We start from the raw sequence: 21662 nt of genomic DNA, 5'->3' as shown, positions 1-21662 counted from the left end.
TTCAGTCTCGTTCGCGCTTTACCAGCGGTAGTGCGCGAAAGCGCGGTTGGCTTCTGCCATCTTGTGGGTGTCTTCACGCTTCTTGACGGCGGTGCCGCGGTTGTTGGCCGCGTCCATCAGCTCGCCGGAGAGGCGGTCGACCATAGTGGTCTCGTTGCGGTTGCGGGCGGCGGCGATCAACCAGCGGATGGCCAATGCCTGACGGCGCTCGGGGCGCACGTCGACTGGAACCTGGTAGGTGGCGCCGCCGACGCGGCGCGAACGCACTTCCACATGCGGCGCGACATTGTCGAGCGCCTGATGGAAGACGGTGACCGGCTCCTGCTTGGTCTTGGACTGAACCTGGTCGAGCGCGCCGTAGACGATGGTCTCGGCAACCGACTTCTTGCCGTCATACATGACGGCGTTCATGAACTTGGTGACGATCAGATCGCCGAACTTGGGGTCCGGATTGATCTCACGCTTTTCTGCACTGTGACGACGGGACATTTTTTCTCTGCCTCAATTCTACGCGGTGGCCTGGATCCCGGATCGTCGCTTGACGCCGCCCGGAACGACCTCGGCTACGCTTCGGTCACTTCGGACGCTTGGCGCCGTATTTCGAACGGCGCTGCTTGCGGTTCTTCACGCCTTGCGTGTCGAGCACGCCGCGGATGATGTGGTAACGGACGCCCGGAAGATCCTTGACGCGACCGCCGCGGATCATCACCACCGAGTGCTCCTGAAGGTTGTGGCCTTCGCCGGGGATGTAACCGATCACTTCAAAACCATTGGTCAGGCGGATCTTGGCCACCTTGCGCAGCGCCGAGTTCGGCTTCTTCGGCGTCGTGGTGTAGACGCGCGTGCAGACGCCCCGCTTCTGCGGGTTCTGCTGCATGGCCGGGACCTTGTTGCGCTTCACCGGCGCAATGCGCGGCTTGCGGATCAGCTGGTTGACGGTAGGCATTAAACCCTCTTGTCTCTCAATTCCGTATCTCGCCCGGTCAGGGCCGCTCAAAGCGTCACTTCCATACGCAAATTCGGGCCACAAACCGCGCCTCGCGGTCTTGCCCGAACAAATGGCAGAGGAAGCGGAAGCCGCTTCGTGCACGCCGGAAATGTCTTTTCGCTCGTAAAACGAACCCTGTTTGAGGCAAACTCCAAAGCGTGTCGCTTCGGAAGCAAGAGCCTCACATCGGTTCTGACTGGGCGGCTTCTACTCGTATGGCCACTGTCCGTCAACCCCGGGGCGGCAAATATTGCGCTGAACCCGAGGCTTGGCAGCCATGCGAAAAGCGCATGTAATTTTCTTGCGCCGTTTTTCAAGAGGAAGGCAGAAAGTGACCGGCTTGCCGCTGTTTCCAGGCCGTGCTTCGTGCGAAAAGGCGGCATGAACAGCCCAAAACCCCTCGCCCGGAGGTACGAACCCGTGAATGACAATGAGGAGCGCCCGGTCACCATTATTACCGGGCGGGTGTGGAAGCGCAAAGGCGGCAAGCCGGAAGGCGTGCATGTGATGTTGGTCGCGCCGGACGACGATTCGGCGGTGCGCCGCGCTCTCGAATCGCTTGCCGCCGAAGGTTATGCCGAGGCAGAGCTCGATCAGATCGGCGACATGGACGGCGTGCCGGACGAGGAGCCGCATCTGTCCGCCTATCAGGGCGCGCTCGAAGGCGAAGTGTCGATCGTGACGTTCGATGTGCCGATCTGAAGAGATCTGAATCGCGGTCGATCTCACGGGCCGGCGACAAAGCCCGGCGACTTGCCCGGCACAAGTTCTCTGCTAAGAAGCGACCTCTGGCAAAACCAAGCACACTCAACCTGCGGAGCTCCCATGTCCTCTAATCCCATCAAGCTCGGCATCGTCGGCGTGGGGAAGATCGTCCGTGACCAGCATCTGCCGGCGCTGGCGAAGGACCAAGATTATCGCCTGGTTGCTGCAGCCAGCCGCCATGGCAAAGTCGAGGACATCCCGAACTTCCCGACGATCGAGGCGATGCTCGACGCAACGCCGGAGCTCGAGGCGGTGTCGCTGTGCATGCCGCCGCAGTTTCGTTACGACGCCGCGCGCTTGGCGCTGGCGGCGAAAAAGCATGTTTTCCTGGAAAAGCCGCCCGGCGCCACGGTCAGCGAGGTCGAAGACCTGAAGGCGCTGGCGACAGCGAACGGCGTCTGCCTGTTCGCCAGCTGGCATTCACGCTATGCGCCGGCTGTCGAAGCTGCGCGCGCATTCCTTGGATCGACAACGATCAGGTCGGCCGCCATCAATTGGAAAGAAGACGTGCGCCGCTGGCATCCGAATCAGGAATGGATCTGGGCTCCCGGCGGCTTTGGCGTGTTCGATCCCGGCATCAACGCCCTGTCGATCGCTACCCACATCCTGCCGCCGATGTTCATCAGCTCGGCAGAACTCGATTTCCCCGAAAACCGCGCGGCCCCCATCGCCGCCCATATCGCCTTCCGCACGTCGAACGGTCTGCCGGTGACGATGGAACTCGATTGGCGTCAGACCGGCCCGCAAAGCTGGGACATCCTGGCCGATACCGAGGCAGGATCGATGGTGCTTTCTGGCGGCGGCTCAAAGCTTGCCATCGATGGCCGCGTCGTTCACGAGGAGCCGGAAGCCGAATATCCGATGCTCTACAAGCGCTTCGCCGAGATCGTGCGCGCCGGCACCTCCGACGTCGATCTCGCGCCCCTGCAGCACGTCGCCGACGCCTTCATGCTCGGCAAGCGCAATGTGGTGGAGGCGTTTTTCGATTGATCAGTGGGCGCCGCCGGATCGCAGGTCCGGCCGGCGCACCGCACAAATTCAATTAACGATCGCTATTGCAAAGCCGTCATAGCCCTTGGCGCCAACAGTCTGGATCGCGGTGCCTTCCAGACGTTTGTCGCTGCCGATGAACGAGAACGCCGCGCGTGCCCCTTCGACATTGGCATCGCGACCATCTTCATTCACCACCGCGCCGTCACGGATGACATTGTCGCAGACGATGACGGTCCCCGGCCTCGAAAGACGCATGGCCCAGGACAGATAGTGCGGGTTGTTCGGCTTGTCGGCGTCGATGAAGATGAAGTCGAACGGCCCGGCATTCTCGGCGCCTAAGGCCGCAAGCGATTGAAGCGCCGGTCCGACCCGCAGTTCCACACGGTCAGACACCCCTGCCCGTTCAAAGTTCGACCGCGCGACACTGGCGTGGTGCGGATCAAGCTCGAGCGTCACGACCTTGCCGTCCATCGGCAATGCTCGCGCCATCCAGATTGTCGAATAACCGCCCAATGTGCCGATTTCGAGTACCTTCCTCGCTCCCTGCATTCGCGCAAGAAGTGAGAGCAGCTTGCCTTGTGCCGGGGAAACGTCGATAGGCGGCAGGCCCTGATCATGGTTGGCCGCCAGAACGGCATCAAGAGCGGGATCCGCCTCGAAAAGAGCTTCGACAATGTAGTCGTCGACAGAAGCCCAAATCTTCCTGCTCATCGTTTCTTCTCCCATCCGAATGAGGAACCAAAATGCGAAAAGGGGCCACTTAGGCCCCTTTTCTATCTTCTCTTGCTTGCGCGCTTACTGCGCGGCGTTAACCATGTCGGTCAGCATCGGCTCGGCGACCTCGACGCCGGACGCCTTGCGGCGCTCGTCGATGATCAACTCGTCGCGCGAGGTGGCGATGCGCCGGATCTGGCTCATCGTACCGCCGGTACCGGCCGGGATCAGCCGGCCGACGATGACGTTTTCCTTCAGCCCCTGCAGCATGTCGGTCTTGCCGGCAACCGCAGCTTCGGTCAGCACCCTCGTCGTCTCCTGGAAGGAAGCGGCGGAGATGAAGGACGGCGTCTGCAGCGAGGCCTTGGTGATGCCGAGCAGCACCGGCTGACCTTCGGCCGGCTTCTTGCCTTCCTCGACCAGGCGCTCATTGACCTCTTCCAACTCGATCACGTCGACGTGGTCGCCCGGAATGTAGGTCGAATCGCCCTGCGTGGTGATCTCGACCTTCTGCAGCATCTGGCGAACGATCACCTCGATGTGCTTGTCGTTGATCGACACGCCCTGCAGTCGGTAGACCTCCTGGATTTCGTTGACGAGGTAGGAGGCAAGCGCCTCCACGCCCTTGATCGCCAGGATGTCGTGCGGCGCCGGATTGCCGTCGAGGATGTAGTCGCCCTTCTCGATGACGTCGCCGTCCTGGAGATGGAACGGCTTGCCCTTCGGGATCAGGTATTCGACCGGCTCAAGCGTCGAGTCATGCGGCTCGATGATGATACGGCGCTTATTCTTGTAGTCGCGGCCGAAGCGGATCGTGCCATCGATCTCGGCGATGATGGCGTGATCCTTCGGACGGCGTGCCTCGAACAGTTCGGCAACACGCGGCAGACCGCCGGTGATGTCCTTGGTCTTGGCGCTTTCCATCGGGATACGCGCCAGCACGTCGCCGGGGCGAACCTGTGCGCCCGGCTCGACCGAAAGAATGGCCTCGACCGAGAGCAGGAAGCGGGCGTCGCCGCCCTTCGACAGCTTGCCGACCTTGCCCTTGGCATCCTGGACGACGATCGCCGGCTTGAGGTCGTTGCCGCGTGGCGTCGAACGCCAGTCGATGACCTCGCGCTTGGTGATGCCGGTCGATTCGTCGGCGGTTTCCTGAACGGAAATGCCATCGACCAGATCCTCGAATGCCACCCTGCCCTCGATTTCGGTGAGGATCGGGCGGGTATAAGGATCCCACTCGGCGATACGCTGGCCGCGCTTCACCTTGTCGCCATCGTCGACGAAGATGCGCGAACCGTAGGTGACGCGGTGCGTGGCGCGTTCCTTGCCGGCTTCGTCGAGGATCAGCACCGCCATGTTGCGGCCCATGACCATCAGCTGGCCGTCGGAGTTGCGCACCACGTTGCGGTTGCGGATCTCGACCTTGCCCTCATAGGAGGCTTCAAGGAACGAGGAATCCACCACCTGCGCCGTGCCGCCCATGTGGAAGGTACGCATGGTGAGCTGGGTGCCCGGCTCGCCGATCGACTGCGCCGCGATGACGCCGACAGCCTCGCCCTGGTTGACGGGCGTGCCGCGGGCCAGATCGCGGCCGTAGCAGACCGCGCAGACGCCGACCCTGACCTCGCAGGTCAGCGCCGAACGGATGCGAACCGACTGCACGCCGGCCTTTTCGATCAGTTCCACGTCACGCTCGTCCATCAGCGTTCCGGCCTTGACCAGAACCTCGCCGGTGACCGGGTGGGTGATGTCGTCGAGCGAGGTGCGGCCGAGAACGCGCTGGCCAACCGAAGCGACGACCTGACCGGCATCGACGATCGGCTGCATGGTGAGGCCCTTGTCGGTGCCGCAGTCGAGCGAGTTGACGATGCAGTCCTGCGCCACGTCGACGAGACGACGCGTCAGGTAACCCGAGTTCGCCGTCTTCAAGGCAGTGTCGGCCAGCCCCTTGCGGGCGCCGTGGGTCGAGTTGAAGTACTCGAGCACGGTGAGGCCTTCCTTGAAGTTCGAGATGATCGGCGTCTCGATGATTTCACCGCTAGGCTTGGCCATCAGGCCGCGCATGCCGGCGAGCTGGCGCATCTGGGTGGGCGAGCCGCGCGCACCGGAGTGCGACATCATGTAGATCGAGTTCATCGGCTTCTGACGGCCGTTGTCCTCGAACTCGACCGCCTTGATGCGGGCCATCATTTCGTCGGCGACCTTTTCCGAGCACTTGGCCCAGGCGTCGACGACCTTGTTGTACTTCTCGCCCTGGGTGATCAGACCGTCATTGTACTGCTGCTCGTACTCCTTGGCCAAAGCCTCGGTGTCGGAGACCAGCTTGATCTTGGCGTCCGGGATCAGCATGTCGTCCTTGCCGAACGAAATGCCGGCGCGGCAGGCATGGCTAAAGCCGAGGGCCATGATGCGATCGCAGAAAATGACCGTCTCCTTCTGACCGCAATGGCGATAGACGGTGTCGATCATTTTGGAGATGTTCTTCTTGGTCATCTCCTGGTTGGCGGTCTCGTAGGGCACGTTGTGGTTCTTCGGCAGCAGCTCGCCGATGATCATGCGGCCAGGCGTGGTGTCGTAGATCTTCGACACGACCTTGCCGTCGGCGTCGACCGTGCGGAAGCGCCCCTTGATCTTGGCATGCAGCGTCACCGCCTTGGTCTCGAGCGCGTGCTGGAGTTCGCCCATGTCGGCAAACACCATGCCCTCGCCCGGCTCGTTCTGATTGACGATCGAGAGATAGTAGAGACCGAGAACCATGTCCTGCGACGGCACGATGATCGGCGCGCCGGAAGCCGGGTGCAGGATGTTGTTGGTCGACATCATCAGCACGCGGGCTTCGAGCTGCGCTTCCAGCGACAGCGGCACGTGGACCGCCATCTGGTCGCCGTCGAAATCGGCGTTGAAGGCCGTGCAGACCAGCGGGTGAAGCTGGATCGCCTTGCCTTCGATCAGGATCGGCTCGAACGCCTGGATACCGAGGCGGTGCAGCGTCGGTGCGCGGTTCAGCAGCACCGGATGCTCGCGGATGACCTCGTCGAGGATATCCCAGACCTCCGGACGCTCCTTCTCGACCAGCTTCTTCGCCTGCTTGACGGTCGAGGAGTAGCCCTTGGCGTCGAGACGGGCGTAGATGAAGGGCTTGAACAGTTCGAGCGCCATCTTCTTCGGCAGGCCGCACTGGTGGAGCTTGAGCTCCGGACCGGTGACGATGACCGAGCGGCCGGAATAGTCGACGCGCTTGCCGAGCAGGTTCTGGCGGAACCGGCCCTGCTTGCCCTTCAGCATGTCGGACAGCGACTTCAGCGGACGCTTGTTGGCGCCGGTGATGACGCGGCCGCGGCGGCCGTTGTCGAACAGCGCATCGACGGCTTCCTGCAGCATGCGCTTTTCATTGCGCACGATGATGCCGGGCGCGCGCAGCTCGATCAGCCGCTTCAAGCGGTTGTTGCGGTTGATGACGCGGCGATAGAGGTCGTTCAGATCCGACGTGGCGAAACGGCCGCCGTCCAGCGGGACAAGCGGGCGCAGATCCGGCGGGATCACCGGAACCACCTTCATGATCATCCATTCCGGACGGTTGCCGGATTCCATGAAGTTCTCGACGACCTTGAGCCGCTTCAGGTACTTCTTATGCTTGAGCTCGGAGGTGGTCGAAGCCAGCTCAGAACGCAGATCGCCGGCGATCTTCTCGAGGTCCATGCCGGCCAGAAGGTCGTGGATCGCCTCGGCGCCGATCATGGCGGTGAACGAATCCTCGCCATACTCGTCGACGGCCATCATGTACTCTTCCTCGCTGAGCAGCTGGTGCTCCTTCAGCGCGGTGAGGCCGGGTTCGGTAACGATGTAGTTCTCGAAGTAGAGGACCCGCTCGATGTCCTTCAGCGTCATGTCGAGCAGCGTGCCGATGCGCGACGGCAGCGACTTCAGGAACCAGATGTGGGCGACCGGTGCCGCCAGCTCGATATGGCCCATGCGCTCGCGGCGGACGCGCGACAGCGTGACTTCGACGCCGCACTTCTCGCAGATGACGCCCTTGTATTTCATGCGCTTGTACTTGCCGCACAGGCACTCATAGTCCTTGATCGGACCAAAAATGCGCGCGCAGAACAGGCCGTCACGCTCCGGCTTGAAGGTGCGGTAGTTGATGGTCTCCGGCTTCTTGATCTCGCCGAACGACCAGGACAGAATCTTCTCAGGGCTGGCAAGCGAGATCCGGATGGAATCGAACACCTGCGCAGGCGCCTGGGGGTTGAAGAGATTCATGACCTCTTGGTTCATGCCGTTCTCCTTTTCGGGGTCCTCGAAAACCCCTTGCATCTAGCGCGGGCCAAACGCCCGCCGACTTGATCGGCCATCGGCCGAGAATTTGGTGCGTCCGGTCGCGGGAAGACCGCGGCCGGACGTCTTGCTTACTCGGCCGCGTCGGGCAGCCGGATCGGGTTGTCGTCGAGCTTGGTGTTCTCCAGCTCGACATTGAGGCCGAGAGACCGCATTTCCTTGACGAGAACGTTGAAGCTCTCGGGGATGCCGGCCTCGAATGTGTCGTCGCCTCTGACGATCGCCTCGTAGACCTTGGTGCGGCCGGCGACGTCATCCGACTTCACCGTCAGCATCTCCTGCAGCGTGTAGGCGGCGCCGTACGCTTCGAGCGCCCAGACCTCCATCTCGCCGAAGCGCTGACCACCGAACTGCGCCTTGCCGCCCAGCGGCTGCTGGGTAACGAGCGAGTACGGACCGATCGAACGCGCGTGGATCTTGTCGTCCACAAGGTGGTGAAGCTTGAGCATATATATGTAGCCCATCGTCACTTTGCGATCGAACGGCTCGCCGGTGCGTCCGTCATAGAGCTGCGACTGACCGCTGGTGTGCAGGCCCGCCTGCTCCAGCATGATGTTGATGTCGGCCTCGTGCGCGCCGTCGAACACCGGTGTCGCGATGGAGACGCCGCGGCGCATCTGCTCGCTGAGGCGAACGATGCTCTCGTCGTCATATTCGCGGACCGGCTCGTTGCGGTCGTTGGCCGGCATGAAGCTCTCGAGCGTCTTGCGCAGCGGCTTGATGTCGCCCGCTGTCTTGTACGCATCGATCAGATCGCCGATCTTCCTGCCCATTCCGGCGCAGGCCCAGCCCAGGTGCGTTTCCAGAATCTGGCCGACATTCATGCGCGACGGCACACCCAGCGGGTTGAGCACGATGTCGGCATGCGTGCCGTCCTCGAGGAAAGGCATGTCCTCGACCGGAACGATCCGCGACACGACACCCTTGTTGCCGTGTCGGCCGGCCATCTTGTCGCCGGGCTGCATCTTGCGCTTCACGGCCACGAAGACCTTGACCATCTTCATGACGCCCGGAGGCATCTCGTCGCCGCGCTGCACCTTCTCGACCTTGTCCATGAAGCGCTGCTCGAGCGCCTTCTTGGAATCGTCGTACTGGCCACGCAGGGCTTCCAGTTCGCTCTGGAGCTTTTCGTTCTCCACGGCAAACTGCCACCACTGCGAACGCGGATACTCGTCGAGCGTGTCCTTCGACAGCTTCGAGCCCTTCTTGAAGCCCTTCGGCCCGGCAATCGCTTCCTTGCCGACGAGAACGTCGGAAAGACGCGAATAGACGTTGCGGTCGAGGATCGCCTGCTCGTCGTCGCGGTCCTTGGCGAGGCGTTCGATCTCCTCGCGCTCGATCGCCATGGCGCGTTCGTCCTTCTCGACGCCGTGGCGGTTGAAGACACGCACTTCGACGACGGTGCCGAAGGTTCCCGGAGGCATGCGCATCGAGGTGTCGCGCACGTCCGAGGCCTTTTCACCGAAGATGGCGCGCAGCAGCTTTTCTTCTGGCGTCATCGGGCTTTCGCCCTTCGGCGTGATCTTGCCGACCAGGATGTCGCCCGGCTGCACTTCCGCACCGATGTAGACGATGCCGGCCTCATCGAGGTTCTTCAGCGCTTCTTCCGAGACGTTGGGAATGTCGCGCGTGATCTCCTCCGGCCCCAGCTTGGTGTCGCGGGCCATGACTTCGAACTCCTCGATGTGGATCGAGGTGAAGACGTCGTCGGCGACGATGCGCTCGGACAGGAGGATGGAATCCTCGTAGTTGTAGCCGTTCCACGGCATGAACGCGACCAGCACGTTACGGCCGAGGGCCAGATCGCCGAGCTCGGTCGACGGGCCGTCGGCGATGATGTCGCCCTTGTTGACCCGGTCGCCCATGCGCACCAGCGGACGCTGGTTGATGCAGGTGTTCTGGTTCGAACGCTGGAACTTCATCAGCCGGTAGATATCGACGCCGGACTTGCCGGGATCGAGATCTTCCGTGGCGCGGATGACGATACGCGTCGCGTCCACCTGGTCGACGATGCCGCCGCGGCGGGCGCCGATGGCGGCGCCCGAGTCACGGGCGACGATCGGCTCCATGCCGGTGCCGACGAACGGCGCTTCGGCGCGCACCAGCGGCACGGCCTGACGCTGCATGTTCGAGCCCATCAGCGCACGGTTGGCGTCATCGTTCTCCAGGAACGGGATCAGGGCCGCGGCCACCGACACCATCTGCTTCGGCGACACGTCCATCAGATCGACGTTTTCGCGCGGCGCCATCATCACTTCGCCGGCGTTGCGGCAAATGACGAATTCGTCGACGAAATGACCATTCTTGTCGAGCTCGGCATTGGCCTGCGCGACGTGGTGCTTGGCCTCTTCCATAGCCGAGAGGTAAACGACCTCATTGGTCAGCTTGCCATTGACGATCTTGCGGTACGGGCTCTCGATGAAGCCGTATTTGTTGACGCGCGCGAAGGTCGCAAGCGAGTTGATCAGGCCGATGTTCGGGCCTTCCGGCGTCTCGATCGGGCAGATGCGGCCGTAATGCGTCGGGTGCACGTCGCGCACTTCGAAACCGGCACGCTCGCGGGTCAGACCGCCCGGTCCAAGCGCCGAAAGACGGCGCTTGTGGGTGATCTCCGAAAGCGGGTTGGTCTGATCCATGAACTGCGACAGCTGCGAGGAACCGAAGAACTCGCGCACGGCGGCAGCCGCCGGCTTGGCGTTGATCAGGTCCTGCGGCATCACCGTGTCGATCTCGATCGAGGACATGCGTTCCTTGATCGCGCGCTCCATGCGCAGCAGGCCGACGCGGTACTGGTTCTCCATCAGCTCGCCGACCGAACGCACGCGGCGGTTGCCGAGATTGTCGATGTCGTCAATCTCGCCCTTGCCGTCGCGCAGTTCGACGAGCGTCTTGACCACGGCCAGGATGTCGTCCTTGCGCAGCACGCGCACGGTATCCTCGGCCTTGAGCTCGAGGCGCATGTTCATCTTGACGCGGCCAACGGCCGACAGATCATAGCGCTCGCTGTCGAAGAACAGCGAGTTGAACATGGCCTCAGCGGTTTCCAGCGTCGGCGGCTCGCCGGGGCGCATGACGCGGTAGATGTCGAACAGCGCGTCCTGGCGGCTCTCGTTCTTGTCGACGTTGAGCGTGTTGCGGATGTAGGCGCCGACGTTGACGTGGTCGATGTCGAGGACCTTGATCTCATCGTCACCGGTGCCAAGCAGCACTTTCAGCGTCTTTTCGTCGATCTCGTCACCGGCTTCGAGGAAGATCTCGCCGGTCCCGTAGTTGACAATATCCTCGGCAAGGTAGTTGCCGAGCAGATCCTCGTCGGTCGCCTTGATCGCCTTGAGACCCTTTTCGCCAAGCGCCCTGGCCTGGCGGGCGGTGATCTTCTTGCCGGCCTCGACGACGACTTCGCCGGTGTCGGCGTCGACCAGGTCACCAACGGCCTTGAGGCCGCGGAAACGGTCGACGTTGAACGGGATGCGCCAATGGTCGCCGGCGCGCTTGTAGGTGATCTTGTTGTAGAAGGTCGACAGGATCTCTTCGCCGTCCATGCCGAGCGCCATCAGCAGCGACGTCACCGGGATCTTGCGGCGGCGATCGATGCGGGCATGCACGACGTCCTTGCTATCGAACTCGATGTCGAGCCACGAACCGCGATAGGGAATGACGCGCGCGGCAAACAGGAGCTTGCCGGACGAGTGCGACTTGCCCTTGTCATGGTCGAAGAAGACGCCTGGCGAACGGTGCATCTGCGAGACGATGACGCGCTCGGTGCCGTTGACGATGAAGGTGCCGTTCAAGGTCATGAGCGGCATGTCGCCCATGTAGACGTCCTGCTCCTTGATGTCCTTGATCGACTTGGCGCCGGTATCCTCGTCGATATCGAACACGATGAGGCGCAGCGTCACCTTGAGCGGCGCCGCATAGGTCAGGTCGCGCTGACGGCATTCGTCAACGTCGAATTTCGGTCCCTCGAACTCATACTTCACAAATTCCAGCATCGAGGAGCCGGAAAAATCGGAAATCGGGAAGACCGACTTGAAAACTGCCTGCAGTCCCTCGTCAGGACGCCCACCCTTGGGCTCCTCCACCATCAGGAACTGGTCATAGGATGCCTTCTGAACCTCGATCAGGTTCGGCATCTCCGCAACTTCCGGGATCTTTCCGAAAAACTTGCGTACGCGTCTGCGGCCATTGAAAGTCTGGGTCTGGGCCATCGTCGCTCCTTAGCTCAATTCTCGGGACGAGCCTCGCCGCGGCTCGCCTTGCATCTCGGGCCACCTTGGCGGCCCTGTCTTGTTGCCCACCGCCTGTCGGCGGCTTCTTGTCTTTTCACCCGGCGCCAATTGGCGGCGGGCCAGAAACGGGAGAAAACCCGTTTCCTGAAGGCCTGTTTGCGGCCCTCAGGAAAGAGGTTTTCGCACTCTTCGCGTTACGCAGCCTCCCTTCGACGCGAAAGGAGTGGCGGGCGGCGCGACCCCGTCCGCCCGGACTCAAAGCGTAAATAAGTTCGACCTTGGCGCCGGCTGCTTCCAGCTGGGCCTTGAACTTGTCCGCGTCGGCCTTGGAAACGGCTTCCTTGACCGGCTTCGGAGCCGCCTCGACCAGGTCCTTGGCTTCCTTGAGGCCAAGACCGGTGATGGCGCGAACTTCCTTGATGACGTTGATCTTCTGAGCGCCTGCCTCGGTGAGGACGACGTCGAATTCCGTCTTTTCCTCGACCGGAGCAGCAGCGGCCGCAGCACCGCCGGCAGCGGCAACCGCCACCGGAGCAGCGGCGGAAACGCCCCACTTTTCTTCAAGAAGCTTCGACAGCTCGGCCGCCTCGAGGACGGTCAGCTTCGAAAGGTCGTCTACGATCTTTGCCAGATCAGCCATTGCAATGTTCCTTCATAAGGTTCGAACGTGTGTTTGTGATAGCGAGGAACGGCCTCATGCCGCCTCGTCCTTCCGGGCGTAAGCGCCGATGACGCGCGCGACCGAAGCCGCAGGCGCATTGACGATCTGGGCGATCCGGGTTGCCGGCGTGGCGATCATGCCAACCAGCCTGGCGCGCAGCTCATCGAGCGACGGAAGTGTGGCGAGTGCCTTTACACCGTCGGCATTGAGCGAGGTGGTGCCCATTGCGCCGCCGAGAATGACGAGCTTGTCATTTCCCTTGGCGAAATCGGACGCGACCTTCGGCGCCGCAATCGGATCCTCCGAATAGGCGATCAGCGTCTGTCCCTTGAACAGTTCGATGATCGATGCGGAGTCCGTGCCCTGAAGAGCGATTTTGGCGAGACGGTTCTTCGCGACTTTGACGGTGCCACCGGCGGCGCGCATTTTCGACCGAAGGTCGTTCATTTGCGCGACGGTGATACCGGCGTAGTGGGCCACGACGACTGAACCAGCGCTTGAAAACGCATCATTCAGGCCCGTGACGAGTTCGCGTTTTTCCGCTCTGTCCACTGCCTATCTCCAGTTGACCCCTGCCCTCTACGAAGGACAGGCGTCGGGTTGCCTTTTGCCGGCCGGGCCATCCAGTAACGGATCTCCCGAACGACGCTCGAGGATCCTGCCCCCTTTCGCCACACCTGCCGGCAAGCCGGACGGTGCGCAGACAAAAGGCAAACACGGTTCGAACCTTTCATTGGAGCTTGTGGCTCCTTTGTCCGGTCTTCACCCGTCTCATGCAGGCCCGCATGAATTAAGGCCCACATCACCTAAGGCTTGGGGGCCGCCTACAATCTCGGACAGGATGTCCGGAAGCCTTTCGACTTCCGGTACCGGGCCGCCGACAGGTCGGAGGCCCGGAATTCTTTCACGGATCAGCGCTTTAGCGGCCGATCCAATTGTTCGTATCAGGACGCTGCGAGCGTCGAGACGTCGAGCTTGAGGCCCGGGCCCATCGTCGAGGTGACCGACACCTTCTTGACGTAGTTGCCCTTGGCACCAGCCGGCTTTGCCCTGGTCACCGCGTCAGCGAAGGCGCGGACGTTTTCTTCCAGCGCCTTGACGTCGAACGAGACCTTGCCGACGCCGGCGTGAACGATGCCGGCCTTCTCGACGCGGAACTCGACGGCGCCGCCCTTCGATGCCTTGACGGCGGCGGTAACGTCGGTGGTGACGGTGCCGACCTTCGGGTTCGGCATCATGCCGCGCGGACCGAGCACCTTGCCGAGACGGCCGACCAGCGGCATCATGTCCGGCGTGGCGATGCAGCGGTCGAAGTCGATCGTGCCCTTCTGGACGATGTCGACCAGATCCTCGGCTCCGACGATGTCGGCGCCAGCGGCCTTGGCCTCCTCGGCCTTGTCGCCACGCGCAAAGACGGCGACGCGAACGCTGCGGCCGGTGCCGTTCGGCAGATTGACCACGCCGCGGACCATCTGGTCGGCATGGCGCGGGTCGACGCCGAGGTTCATCGCGACTTCGATCGTCTCGTCGAACTTCACTGAGGAGCGATCCTTGAGCAGCTTCAGCGCCTCACCCAAAGCGTAAGCCTTGTTGGGATCGATGCCTTCGCGGGTCTTCGATACACGCTTTGCAATCTTTGCCATGATCTCAGCCCACCACTTCCAGACCCATCGAGCGGGCGGAGCCCTCGACCATGCGCATGGCCGCCTCGACGTCGTTTGCGTTCAGATCCTTCATCTTCTGCTCGGCGATGGCGCGCACCTTGTCGCGGCCGATCGTGCCGGCCTTGACCTTGCCCGGCTCCTTCGAGCCCGACTTCAGGTTCGCAGCCTTCTTCAGGAAGTAGCTCACCGGCGGCGTCTTCATGACGAAGGTGAACGACTTGTCCTGGTAGTAGGTGATGACGACCGGAACCGGCGAGCCCTTTTCCATTTCCTGGGTCTGCGCGTTGAACGCCTTGCAGAACTCCATGATGTTGATGCCACGCTGACCAAGCGCCGGGCCGATCGGGGGCGACGGCGTGGCCGATCCCGCGGAAACCTGGAGCTTGAGCTGGCCTGCAATTTTCTTAGCCATCTCTCTTCCTGCCTTTTCTCATGCCGGTCTTGCCGGCGGTTGCAGTCTGGTGGTGCGGTCCGCGCGGCCGGCTAAAGCCGCATTCGCCTCCCACCCGTTTTTGGCCGCGCGATCTCCGCGCCGCCTTCCCTGCCGCCGAAACCGGTGCAGGGATTTCGGATCAGCCCTTCTCGACCTGTCCGAATTCCAGATCGACCGGCACGGCGCGCCCGAAGATCGAAACTTCCACCTTGAGCCGCGCCCGCTCCTCGTCCACTTCCTGGACGAAACCGTTGAAGGACGCGAATGGTCCATCCGAAACGCGGATCGCTTCGCCGATCTCGAACGTCACCGACGGCTTCGGCCGCTCGACGCCCTCCTGAACCTGGTTCAGGATACGCTGGGCCTCGGCTTCGGTGATCGGCACCGGCTTGGAGTCGCCCAGGAAACCCGTGACCTTCGGCGTGTTCTTGACGAGCGAGAACACGGCGTCGGTCAGATTGGCTTTCAGCAGCACATAGCCCGGAAAGAACTTGCGCTCGGCATCGACCTTGCGGCCGCGGCGGATCTCGACGACCTTCTCGGTCGGCACCACGATCTGCTCGATGTCGGCGGACAGGCCCTTCTGCTTGGCCTTGTTCTCAATGTCCTCGGCGACCTTCTTTTCAAAGTTCGAGTAGGCGTGGACGATGTACCACCGCGCGGTCATTTCAAGACTTCTCCGTAATCGCCGGACTTACTGTCCGAGGCCGAGGATTTTTTCGACCGCAAAGCCCATGGCCACGTCTGCGGTAAAGAAAAAGATCATCGCGATGACCGCGAACACAAGGACCATCACCGTCGAGATCATCGTTTCGCGCCGCGACGGCCAAGTGACCTTGGCGGTCTCCGCGCGAACCTGCTGGAGAAAGGTGAAGGGATTTGTGGTTTTCGAAGCCATATGCCGCTCTGTCTGCAAGACCCGTTGGCCGGGCCTCCTGGATGATCCCGCTGGCCGGGACGTGCCGCTTGAGCGTGCGTTCGCGCCGAATCAGCGCAATCATTTCGCCCATGCAAATCAGACGCGTAAAGCCGGCTTCCCAGCTCCACGCGTCGCGTGTCTGTCTCGTCTACATAAAACCGATTCTTGATCCACGCAAGTGGCAAGTGTCCGCTTTATGGCCAAACGCCGCCTCGGAACCATCCAGTCGTCCCGTCCCGGCTATGCGGCCCTTATGCCGCAACTTATGCCATATGGCAAGTCACAAGCCGATTTTCAAAGCCGCACTGCAAAAGAATCGTTTTAGGTATCCATTCAAAGAATGGCACGGGCAGCAGGGCTCGAACCTACGACCTGCGGTTTTGGAGACCGCCGCTCTACCAACTGAGCTATGCCCGTATGCGCATGTCGGCGCAGCAGGCGCTTCCTAAAAGCTTCCGCGCGCTCTGTAAAGAGCGACGTGCGCTACCCGGCCTTCATCTTCGAAAGTCCAGGCGTCCTCCCGGCCATTTCCCGTCGATCCGTTGATTGCTGACGATCAAGCCGACCCAGGGACGCACGATTTTCGGGTCGGTCAGATTGATGTATTTTCCAACCAGCCCTTTCGCACCCTCGCGCCGCGCATCGATGAGCCCCTTGCGCACGCCATCATGCCAATCGAACAGCAGGTAAACCCTCTCTCCCGCCGTCTTCACCTCGCCCCGGCCGGACTTCCATTTATGCTTGCTATCGCCCGGGATCGTGGGATCGGCACCGCCGTTCCATCGGCTGGACCAGCTGCCTTCGATGGTGTCGTTGCGGTCGCGGTCGCGGTCGGTGCCCCATGCCTCGGCATTTTCATCGCTTGGAGTTCCCTCCAGTTTCAAGCCGGCGGCGAACGCCGACACCTCCTCGTCGTCGGGAGTGGGGACGTCCATGACGCCAAACGGATTTCGGATTCCGCGGTTGCGGTCAGAATTTGCTTTGCTGTCCGATCCCATCGCAGGCCTCCGGTTTTTCAGCGCGGCCCCCGCCAGCCACGGCGGCCTCAAACCGTTCCAGCCTGGCGGACCGAACCATTCACCGCCACTCATTTCCCGCAAATCGGGTCCTGGCGGCAGGGTTTTCGACCGATTTGCGCCCCGGTCAGTCTCCCGAAGGCGCCTTGTATGGGCCGCCCGGCACCCCCCAACCCCAGGCCGGCATTGGTTCCGCCTCGGGATCGCAGGTCGGGCCCTTGTTGGAGTTCATCCTGGCCAGCCGCGATCCCCATTCAAGATAGCCCATGAAGGCCGAGCGGAATTCGGGATCGTCAGGCAGCCCGACCTCGTCGGCGGCGTCCGCGAGAAGGTTGATCCAGCGCCGGCGCTGCTCCTCGGTCAGATGCTTGCCGAGATGGTGCATCACCATCTCGCGATGGCCGCCGTGCTTTTCGCTGTAGGTTTTCGGTCCACCAAAAACTTCGCCGATGAAAGCCGCGACGTGAGCGGGATGGTCCGGCGACATATGTTTGAACACCGGCCCGACGATGGGGTCCCGAGAGACGTTGTCGTAGAAGGTTTGGGTCAGGCGGTTCAACGCTTCGGTGCCGCCTGCCCATTCAAACAATGTCGGGACATCCTGGCTCATTTCGCGATCCCTCCGATGCTGGTCTTCAACCGCGCTGGACGATAGCGGAAACATCGAGCGCCGCTCAACCTGCCTCGATGGGCAGTCGGCCGCAATGCCCGCGTTACGATTTGACCGGCGTGCTGGCCTGAGCCTTGGCGCCCGAGGCTTCGCGGCAGTTTTCCGGCCGTGGCTCCGATCTGCAGATGCCAGGCCCGGTCAATTCGTCCGCGGATCCAGGCCCGGTCGTCAGCCCGACTTTCAGCATCATCTCTGGTTCAAGCTGCCGGTAGCGCGAGTATTGCGCCGATTGCATCGCCGAAAAGATGCCGGGTCCGACAGTCATGTCCTCGAGATAGGCCTTGACCCGCTGCTCGAAGCCCATCGAATGCACGCTCAACTGTGCACGTGGGCCGACCAGCCGTTTGATACCTCCGGCGAGCATGATCGGGCAGGCCGAGCCGCACTCGCCGCCGACATCGACCGTGAGCCCGCTATAGACGCCGTCTTCGGCGGCGCAGTCGGCCTGCCGCGGGTCGCAGCCGATGAAGTCCGTCCGCGCTACCGCTATGTCGAGTTTACGTTCGCGGATCAGCCTTCCGGCGGCGAGAGCGCCAAGCACGTCACCGCCCGGCGAACTGATGACGATGGGCAGGCGCCGGTTGCCGATGCCGTCAAGCAGCTGGCGCAGTTTTTCGGCCGTGTGAGCGGTAATCGTGCCTTCCGCCGAGATCCATTCCGGGCAATTGGGATTGCACAGCGGATTGCTGCCGCGGACCAGAACGAAGCGCATGTCAGCAAAGTTCTTCGCCGTCGGGCTTTCCGGCTCGACCGCTGCAGCCGGGGCGGCTTGGGCGCTCGCCACGACGTCGGCGGCTTCATCTGCCGGCGTCGGCACTTCCCTGCAACTCGCGGGAACAGGATCAGCGTTGCAGATGGTCGGCAGCGTCAGCAGATCGACCGAATCGAAGCTGGTGACCAGATTCATTTGCCGCATGTCGCCGAGGGCGATCTGCCGGATGTCACTGGCGGGCGTGGCCTTCATTCTGTCCAGCACGCCCCGCCCGACACCCATCTCCCTCAGATAGGCCGAGAGCCTCCTCTCAACCGCTTTGCTCATCTCATAAGTCTTATAGCTGCCGGCATCCGTGCGGCTGATAACCTTGGTGCCGATAACCTTCTTCCTGCCATGCACAATTCTGTAGGTGGTGCGGTAATATACCTGTTCGCGCCGGTATGTAGTGGTGATCTGGTGGACTCCTAGAAAGGCCCAACCGCCGACCACGCGCCGGACACCGCCGGCAAACATCAACGGACAGGCGGAATTGCAGATGGCGCCGCTGGCATAAGGATTGCCGAAATAGGCGGAGGCCTTGCCGTCATTGGCCCGGCAGTCCTTCATCCCTGGCCAACAACCGGAAAACCTGGTCGCTCCGACGGCGATATCGAGCTTGTTCTTGCGAATTATTCGGCCAAGCTGGATCGCCGCTTCGACATTACCGCCCGGGGAATTGACGATGATCGGCAGTTGGCGGCGGCCGAGCTTCTTCAATATACGCTTAAGCAGAGTCGGCGTGCCGGCTTCGATTGCGCCTTCGGCCGAGATCCATTCCGGACAGTTGGGTTCGCAGCCAGTCGCGCTGCTGCGCACGACGACGAATCGCATCGGTGAGAGATCATCGGAGAATATCTTCGGATCGGCCCAAGTCTGCGGATCGGACAATGTCTGCGGATGGGATAGTGTCTGCCATGTCTTCGGGAACACATCCTCGGCCTTGGCGGCGAACGCAGCCATCGCCATTGTGACCACCGGCGCCAGGCGAACCAGCCCGCGCCACCACTTTGCCCCACTGTCTGAACGTCGTCCCGGAACCACGTTTGCAAAGCCCCTCGATGCAACCTATACTAGTTATGGCAGAGGCGCTTGCAACAGGATTTGAAGCAATGCGGTTAATCCATTGCCAGAATATCAGAATCAAAAAGGGTGGCCCGAAGACCGCCCCTTTGCATCCGATCTCAACCGGCAGCGCCGGCGATTACTCTTTGATGGTGACGACGATGCTGGCACCGACGGTCCGGCCGCCTTCACGGATGGCGAAGCGCAGCTTCTCTTCCATGGCGATCGGCACGATCAGCTCGCGGCCATCATGTCCGCGTTACGATTTGACCGGCGTGCTGGCCTGAGCCTTGGCGCCCGAGGCTTCGCGGCAGTTTTCCGGCCGTGGCTCCGATCTGCAGATGCCGGGGCCTGTCAATTCGTCTGCCGATTGATGCCCGGTTGTCAGCCCGTATTTCAGCATCCTGTCGAGTTCGAGCTGCCGTTCGACTGAATACAGCTGAATTGCGGTAAACAGACCGGGGCCGATGGCCATGTCCTCGAGATAGGCCTTGACCTTTTGCTCCTGCCCTATCGAATGCACGCTCAACTGTGCACGCGGGCCGACCAGGCGTTTGACACCGCCGGCGAGCATGATCGGACAGGCCGAGCCGCAACCGCCGCCGGCATCGACCGTCAGCCCGTTGTAGACGCCGTCTTCGGCCGTGCAGTCGGCCTGCCGCGGCTCGCAGCCAATGAAATCCGTCCGCGCCACAGCGACGTCGAGCTTGCGTTCGCGGATCAGCCTTCCGGCCGCCAAAGCACCGAGCACATCACCACCCGGCGAGTTGATAACGATGGGCAGGCGCCGGTCGCCGACGCTGTCGAGCAGTTGGCGCAATTTTTCGGGCGTGTCAGCGGTAATTGCGCCTTCGGCCGAGATCCATTCCGGGCAGTTGGGATTGCAAAGCGGGTTGCTGCCGCGGACCAGGACGAAGCGCATGTCTGCGACCTCCTTCGGCCGCGGGGTTTCGAGCCCTGCGGGTGCAGGCTCGGCTTTCGCCACCACTTCGCCGGCCGGCTTCGTGATATTCGCCGGCGCCGGCACCTCCCTGCAACTCGCCGGCAACGGATCGGACGTGCATAGGATTGGCGCGGTCAGCAGGTCGACGGCATCCCGGCTGGTAACGAGATTCATTTGCAGCATGTCGTAGGGAGCCAATTGCTGGATACCGCTGGCCGGTGTGCTTTTCATGGTCTCGAGCACACCCAGGCCGACGCCCATCTCCTTCAGATAGGCCGCCAGCTTCCGCTCCAGCGGCTTGTTCATCTCATAGGTCTTGTAGCTGCCGGCGTTCTTTCGGCTGACGACCTTGGTGCTGAGAATCTTCTTCTTGCCCTTCACCGTGCGGTAGGTGGTGCGGTACAGCAATTTCGTCCGGATATAGGTCGTGGTGATCTGATGGACGCCGAGAAAGGCCCATTCGCCTACCACGCGCCGGATGCCGCCGGAAAACATCAACGGACAGGCGGAATTGCAGATGGCGCCATCGGCATAAGCATTGCCAAAATAACGGGCGCTCTTGCCGTCGTTTTCCTTGCAGTTCTTCACATCTGGCAGACAGCCGACGAAGCGGGTTTTGCCGACGGCGATATCGAGCTTGTTCTTGCGGATCAGGCGACCAAGTGTCAGCGCCGCTTCGACATTGCCGCCGGGGGAATCGACGACGATCGGCAGCTTTCGGCCGCCAAGCGCTTTCAGCGCGCGTTTGAACAGGGCCGGCGTGCCGGCTTCTATCGAGCCTTCCGCCGATATCCATTCCGGACAGGTCGGCTCGCAGCCCGGCGCGCTGCTGCGCACGACGACGAACCGCATCGTCGGGCCGAAATCCGGCGCGGATTTTTCCGGCGTGGATTTCTTTGCATCCGCTGCGAAGGCAGCGTGGCCCATGGCAAGCAACGACACCAGGCAGATCAGCCCTAGCGACCACCAGGCCTGACTATGCAAACGGCGCCATGGAACCATTCGGGCAGCCCCCTCGATGCAACCTATACTAGTTATGGCAGAGGCGCTTGCAACAGGATTTGAAGCAATGCGGTTAATCCATTGCCAGAATATCAGAATCAAAAGGGCGGCCCGAAGACCGCCCCTTTGCATCCGATCTCAACCGGCAGCGCCGGCGACTACTCTTTGATGGTGACGACGATGCCGGCACCGACGGTGCGGCCGCCTTCACGGATAGCGAAGCGCAGCTTCTCTTCCATGGCGATCGGCACGATCAGCTCGACATCGACGGTGATGTTGTCGCCCGGCATCACCATCTCGGTGCCTTCCGGCAGCGACACGATGCCGGTCACGTCCGTCGTGCGGAAATAGAACTGCGGACGGTAGTTGGTGAAGAACGGCGTGTGGCGGCCGCCCTCGTCCTTGGTCAGGATGTAGGCTTCGGCAACGAACTTCTTGTGCGGCTTGACGGTGCCGGGCTTGGCCAGGACCTGGCCGCGCTCGACGCCTTCACGGTCGACACCGCGCAGCA

General features: G+C 62.2%; 17 protein-coding genes, 1 tRNA gene and 2 pseudogenes. 2 read left to right on the top strand and 18 right to left on the bottom strand.

What is annotated here, in order from left to right:
• Positions 1 to 18: 18 nt before the first annotated feature.
• Positions 19 to 489, bottom strand: a complete 471-nt coding sequence (gene rpsG / locus NKI41_RS09455) for a 30S ribosomal protein S7 (protein WP_008875664.1) — start codon at positions 487 to 489, stop codon at positions 19 to 21.
• 85 nt (positions 490 to 574) lie between these two features.
• Positions 575 to 946 carry a 30S ribosomal protein S12 gene (gene rpsL / locus NKI41_RS09450; protein ID WP_006333356.1) on the bottom strand — a complete coding sequence of 124 codons (372 nt, stop codon included), beginning with the start codon at positions 944 to 946 and terminating at the stop codon, positions 575 to 577.
• 462 nt (positions 947 to 1408) lie between these two features.
• Here rpsL and NKI41_RS09445 point away from each other — a divergent pair, with 462 nt between their 5' ends.
• Positions 1409 to 1690, top strand: a complete 282-nt coding sequence (locus NKI41_RS09445) for a transcriptional regulator (RefSeq protein WP_023680447.1) — start codon at positions 1409 to 1411, stop codon at positions 1688 to 1690.
• A 123-nt stretch (positions 1691 to 1813) separates the two neighbouring features.
• A complete protein-coding gene (locus NKI41_RS09440; RefSeq protein ID WP_352682668.1) occupies positions 1814 to 2743 on the top strand; it encodes a Gfo/Idh/MocA family protein in 930 nt (309 codons plus the stop codon).
• A gap of 48 nt (positions 2744 to 2791) precedes the next feature.
• Here NKI41_RS09440 and NKI41_RS09435 read toward each other — a convergent pair whose 3' ends face one another.
• The 16 genes and pseudogenes from NKI41_RS09435 to NKI41_RS09360 form a co-directional block, all read right to left on the bottom strand.
• Positions 2792 to 3457 carry an O-methyltransferase gene (locus NKI41_RS09435; RefSeq protein WP_352474774.1) on the bottom strand — a complete coding sequence of 222 codons (666 nt, stop codon included), beginning with the start codon at positions 3455 to 3457 and terminating at the stop codon, positions 2792 to 2794.
• 84 nt (positions 3458 to 3541) lie between these two features.
• Positions 3542 to 7738: a DNA-directed RNA polymerase subunit beta' gene (gene rpoC / locus NKI41_RS09430; RefSeq protein WP_352643136.1), complete on the bottom strand. Its 4197-nt coding sequence runs from the start codon at positions 7736 to 7738 to the stop codon at positions 3542 to 3544.
• Positions 7739 to 7869: 131 nt separating this feature from the next.
• Positions 7870 to 12006, bottom strand: a complete 4137-nt coding sequence (gene rpoB, locus NKI41_RS09425; protein ID WP_352682666.1) for a DNA-directed RNA polymerase subunit beta — start codon at positions 12004 to 12006, stop codon at positions 7870 to 7872.
• 289 nt (positions 12007 to 12295) lie between these two features.
• A pseudogene (rplL, locus tag NKI41_RS09420) lies at positions 12296 to 12667 on the bottom strand (50S ribosomal protein L7/L12); the annotation flags it as partial.
• A gap of 54 nt (positions 12668 to 12721) precedes the next feature.
• Entirely contained in the window at positions 12722 to 13240 is a 519-nt protein-coding gene (rplJ, locus tag NKI41_RS09415) for a 50S ribosomal protein L10 (RefSeq protein WP_008875657.1), read from the bottom strand.
• A gap of 392 nt (positions 13241 to 13632) precedes the next feature.
• The gene (rplA, locus tag NKI41_RS09410; protein WP_023680441.1) at positions 13633 to 14331 is read right to left on the bottom strand and encodes a 50S ribosomal protein L1; all 699 of its coding nucleotides are present in this window, start codon (positions 14329 to 14331) and stop codon (positions 13633 to 13635) included.
• 4 nt (positions 14332 to 14335) lie between these two features.
• The gene (gene rplK / locus NKI41_RS09405; RefSeq protein ID WP_023680440.1) at positions 14336 to 14764 is read right to left on the bottom strand and encodes a 50S ribosomal protein L11; all 429 of its coding nucleotides are present in this window, start codon (positions 14762 to 14764) and stop codon (positions 14336 to 14338) included.
• Positions 14765 to 14924: 160 nt separating this feature from the next.
• Positions 14925 to 15452 (bottom strand): transcription termination/antitermination protein NusG, encoded by a 528-nt coding sequence (gene nusG / locus NKI41_RS09400; RefSeq protein ID WP_006333333.1) that lies wholly within the window; start codon positions 15450 to 15452, stop codon positions 14925 to 14927.
• Between the two features lie 27 nt (positions 15453 to 15479).
• Positions 15480 to 15683, bottom strand: a complete 204-nt coding sequence (secE, locus tag NKI41_RS09395; RefSeq protein ID WP_023680439.1) for a preprotein translocase subunit SecE — start codon at positions 15681 to 15683, stop codon at positions 15480 to 15482.
• Between the two features lie 362 nt (positions 15684 to 16045).
• Positions 16046 to 16121: transfer RNA gene (locus tag NKI41_RS09390), tRNA-Trp, on the bottom strand.
• A 77-nt stretch (positions 16122 to 16198) separates the two neighbouring features.
• The gene (locus NKI41_RS09385; protein WP_352682664.1) at positions 16199 to 16702 is read right to left on the bottom strand and encodes a hypothetical protein; all 504 of its coding nucleotides are present in this window, start codon (positions 16700 to 16702) and stop codon (positions 16199 to 16201) included.
• A 145-nt stretch (positions 16703 to 16847) separates the two neighbouring features.
• Positions 16848 to 17330 (bottom strand): group II truncated hemoglobin, encoded by a 483-nt coding sequence (locus NKI41_RS09380; RefSeq protein WP_352682662.1) that lies wholly within the window; start codon positions 17328 to 17330, stop codon positions 16848 to 16850.
• Between the two features lie 103 nt (positions 17331 to 17433).
• A complete protein-coding gene (locus NKI41_RS09375; RefSeq protein WP_502901200.1) occupies positions 17434 to 19110 on the bottom strand; it encodes a COG3904 family protein in 1677 nt (558 codons plus the stop codon).
• 235 nt (positions 19111 to 19345) lie between these two features.
• A pseudogene (locus NKI41_RS09370) lies at positions 19346 to 19444 on the bottom strand (EF-Tu C-terminal domain-related protein); the annotation flags it as partial.
• Between the two features lie 21 nt (positions 19445 to 19465).
• Positions 19466 to 21151 (bottom strand): COG3904 family protein, encoded by a 1686-nt coding sequence (locus NKI41_RS09365; RefSeq protein WP_352682660.1) that lies wholly within the window; start codon positions 21149 to 21151, stop codon positions 19466 to 19468.
• A gap of 158 nt (positions 21152 to 21309) precedes the next feature.
• On the bottom strand, positions 21310 to 21662 hold a 353-nt coding region (locus tag NKI41_RS09360), incomplete at its 5' end, for an EF-Tu C-terminal domain-related protein (protein ID WP_502901199.1).

The sequence above is a fragment of the Mesorhizobium sp. M0601 genome (genome assembly GCF_040320845.1).
Classification (GTDB): Bacteria; Pseudomonadota; Alphaproteobacteria; order Rhizobiales; family Rhizobiaceae; genus Mesorhizobium.
This window is presented reverse-complemented; position numbering and strand designations above follow the sequence as displayed.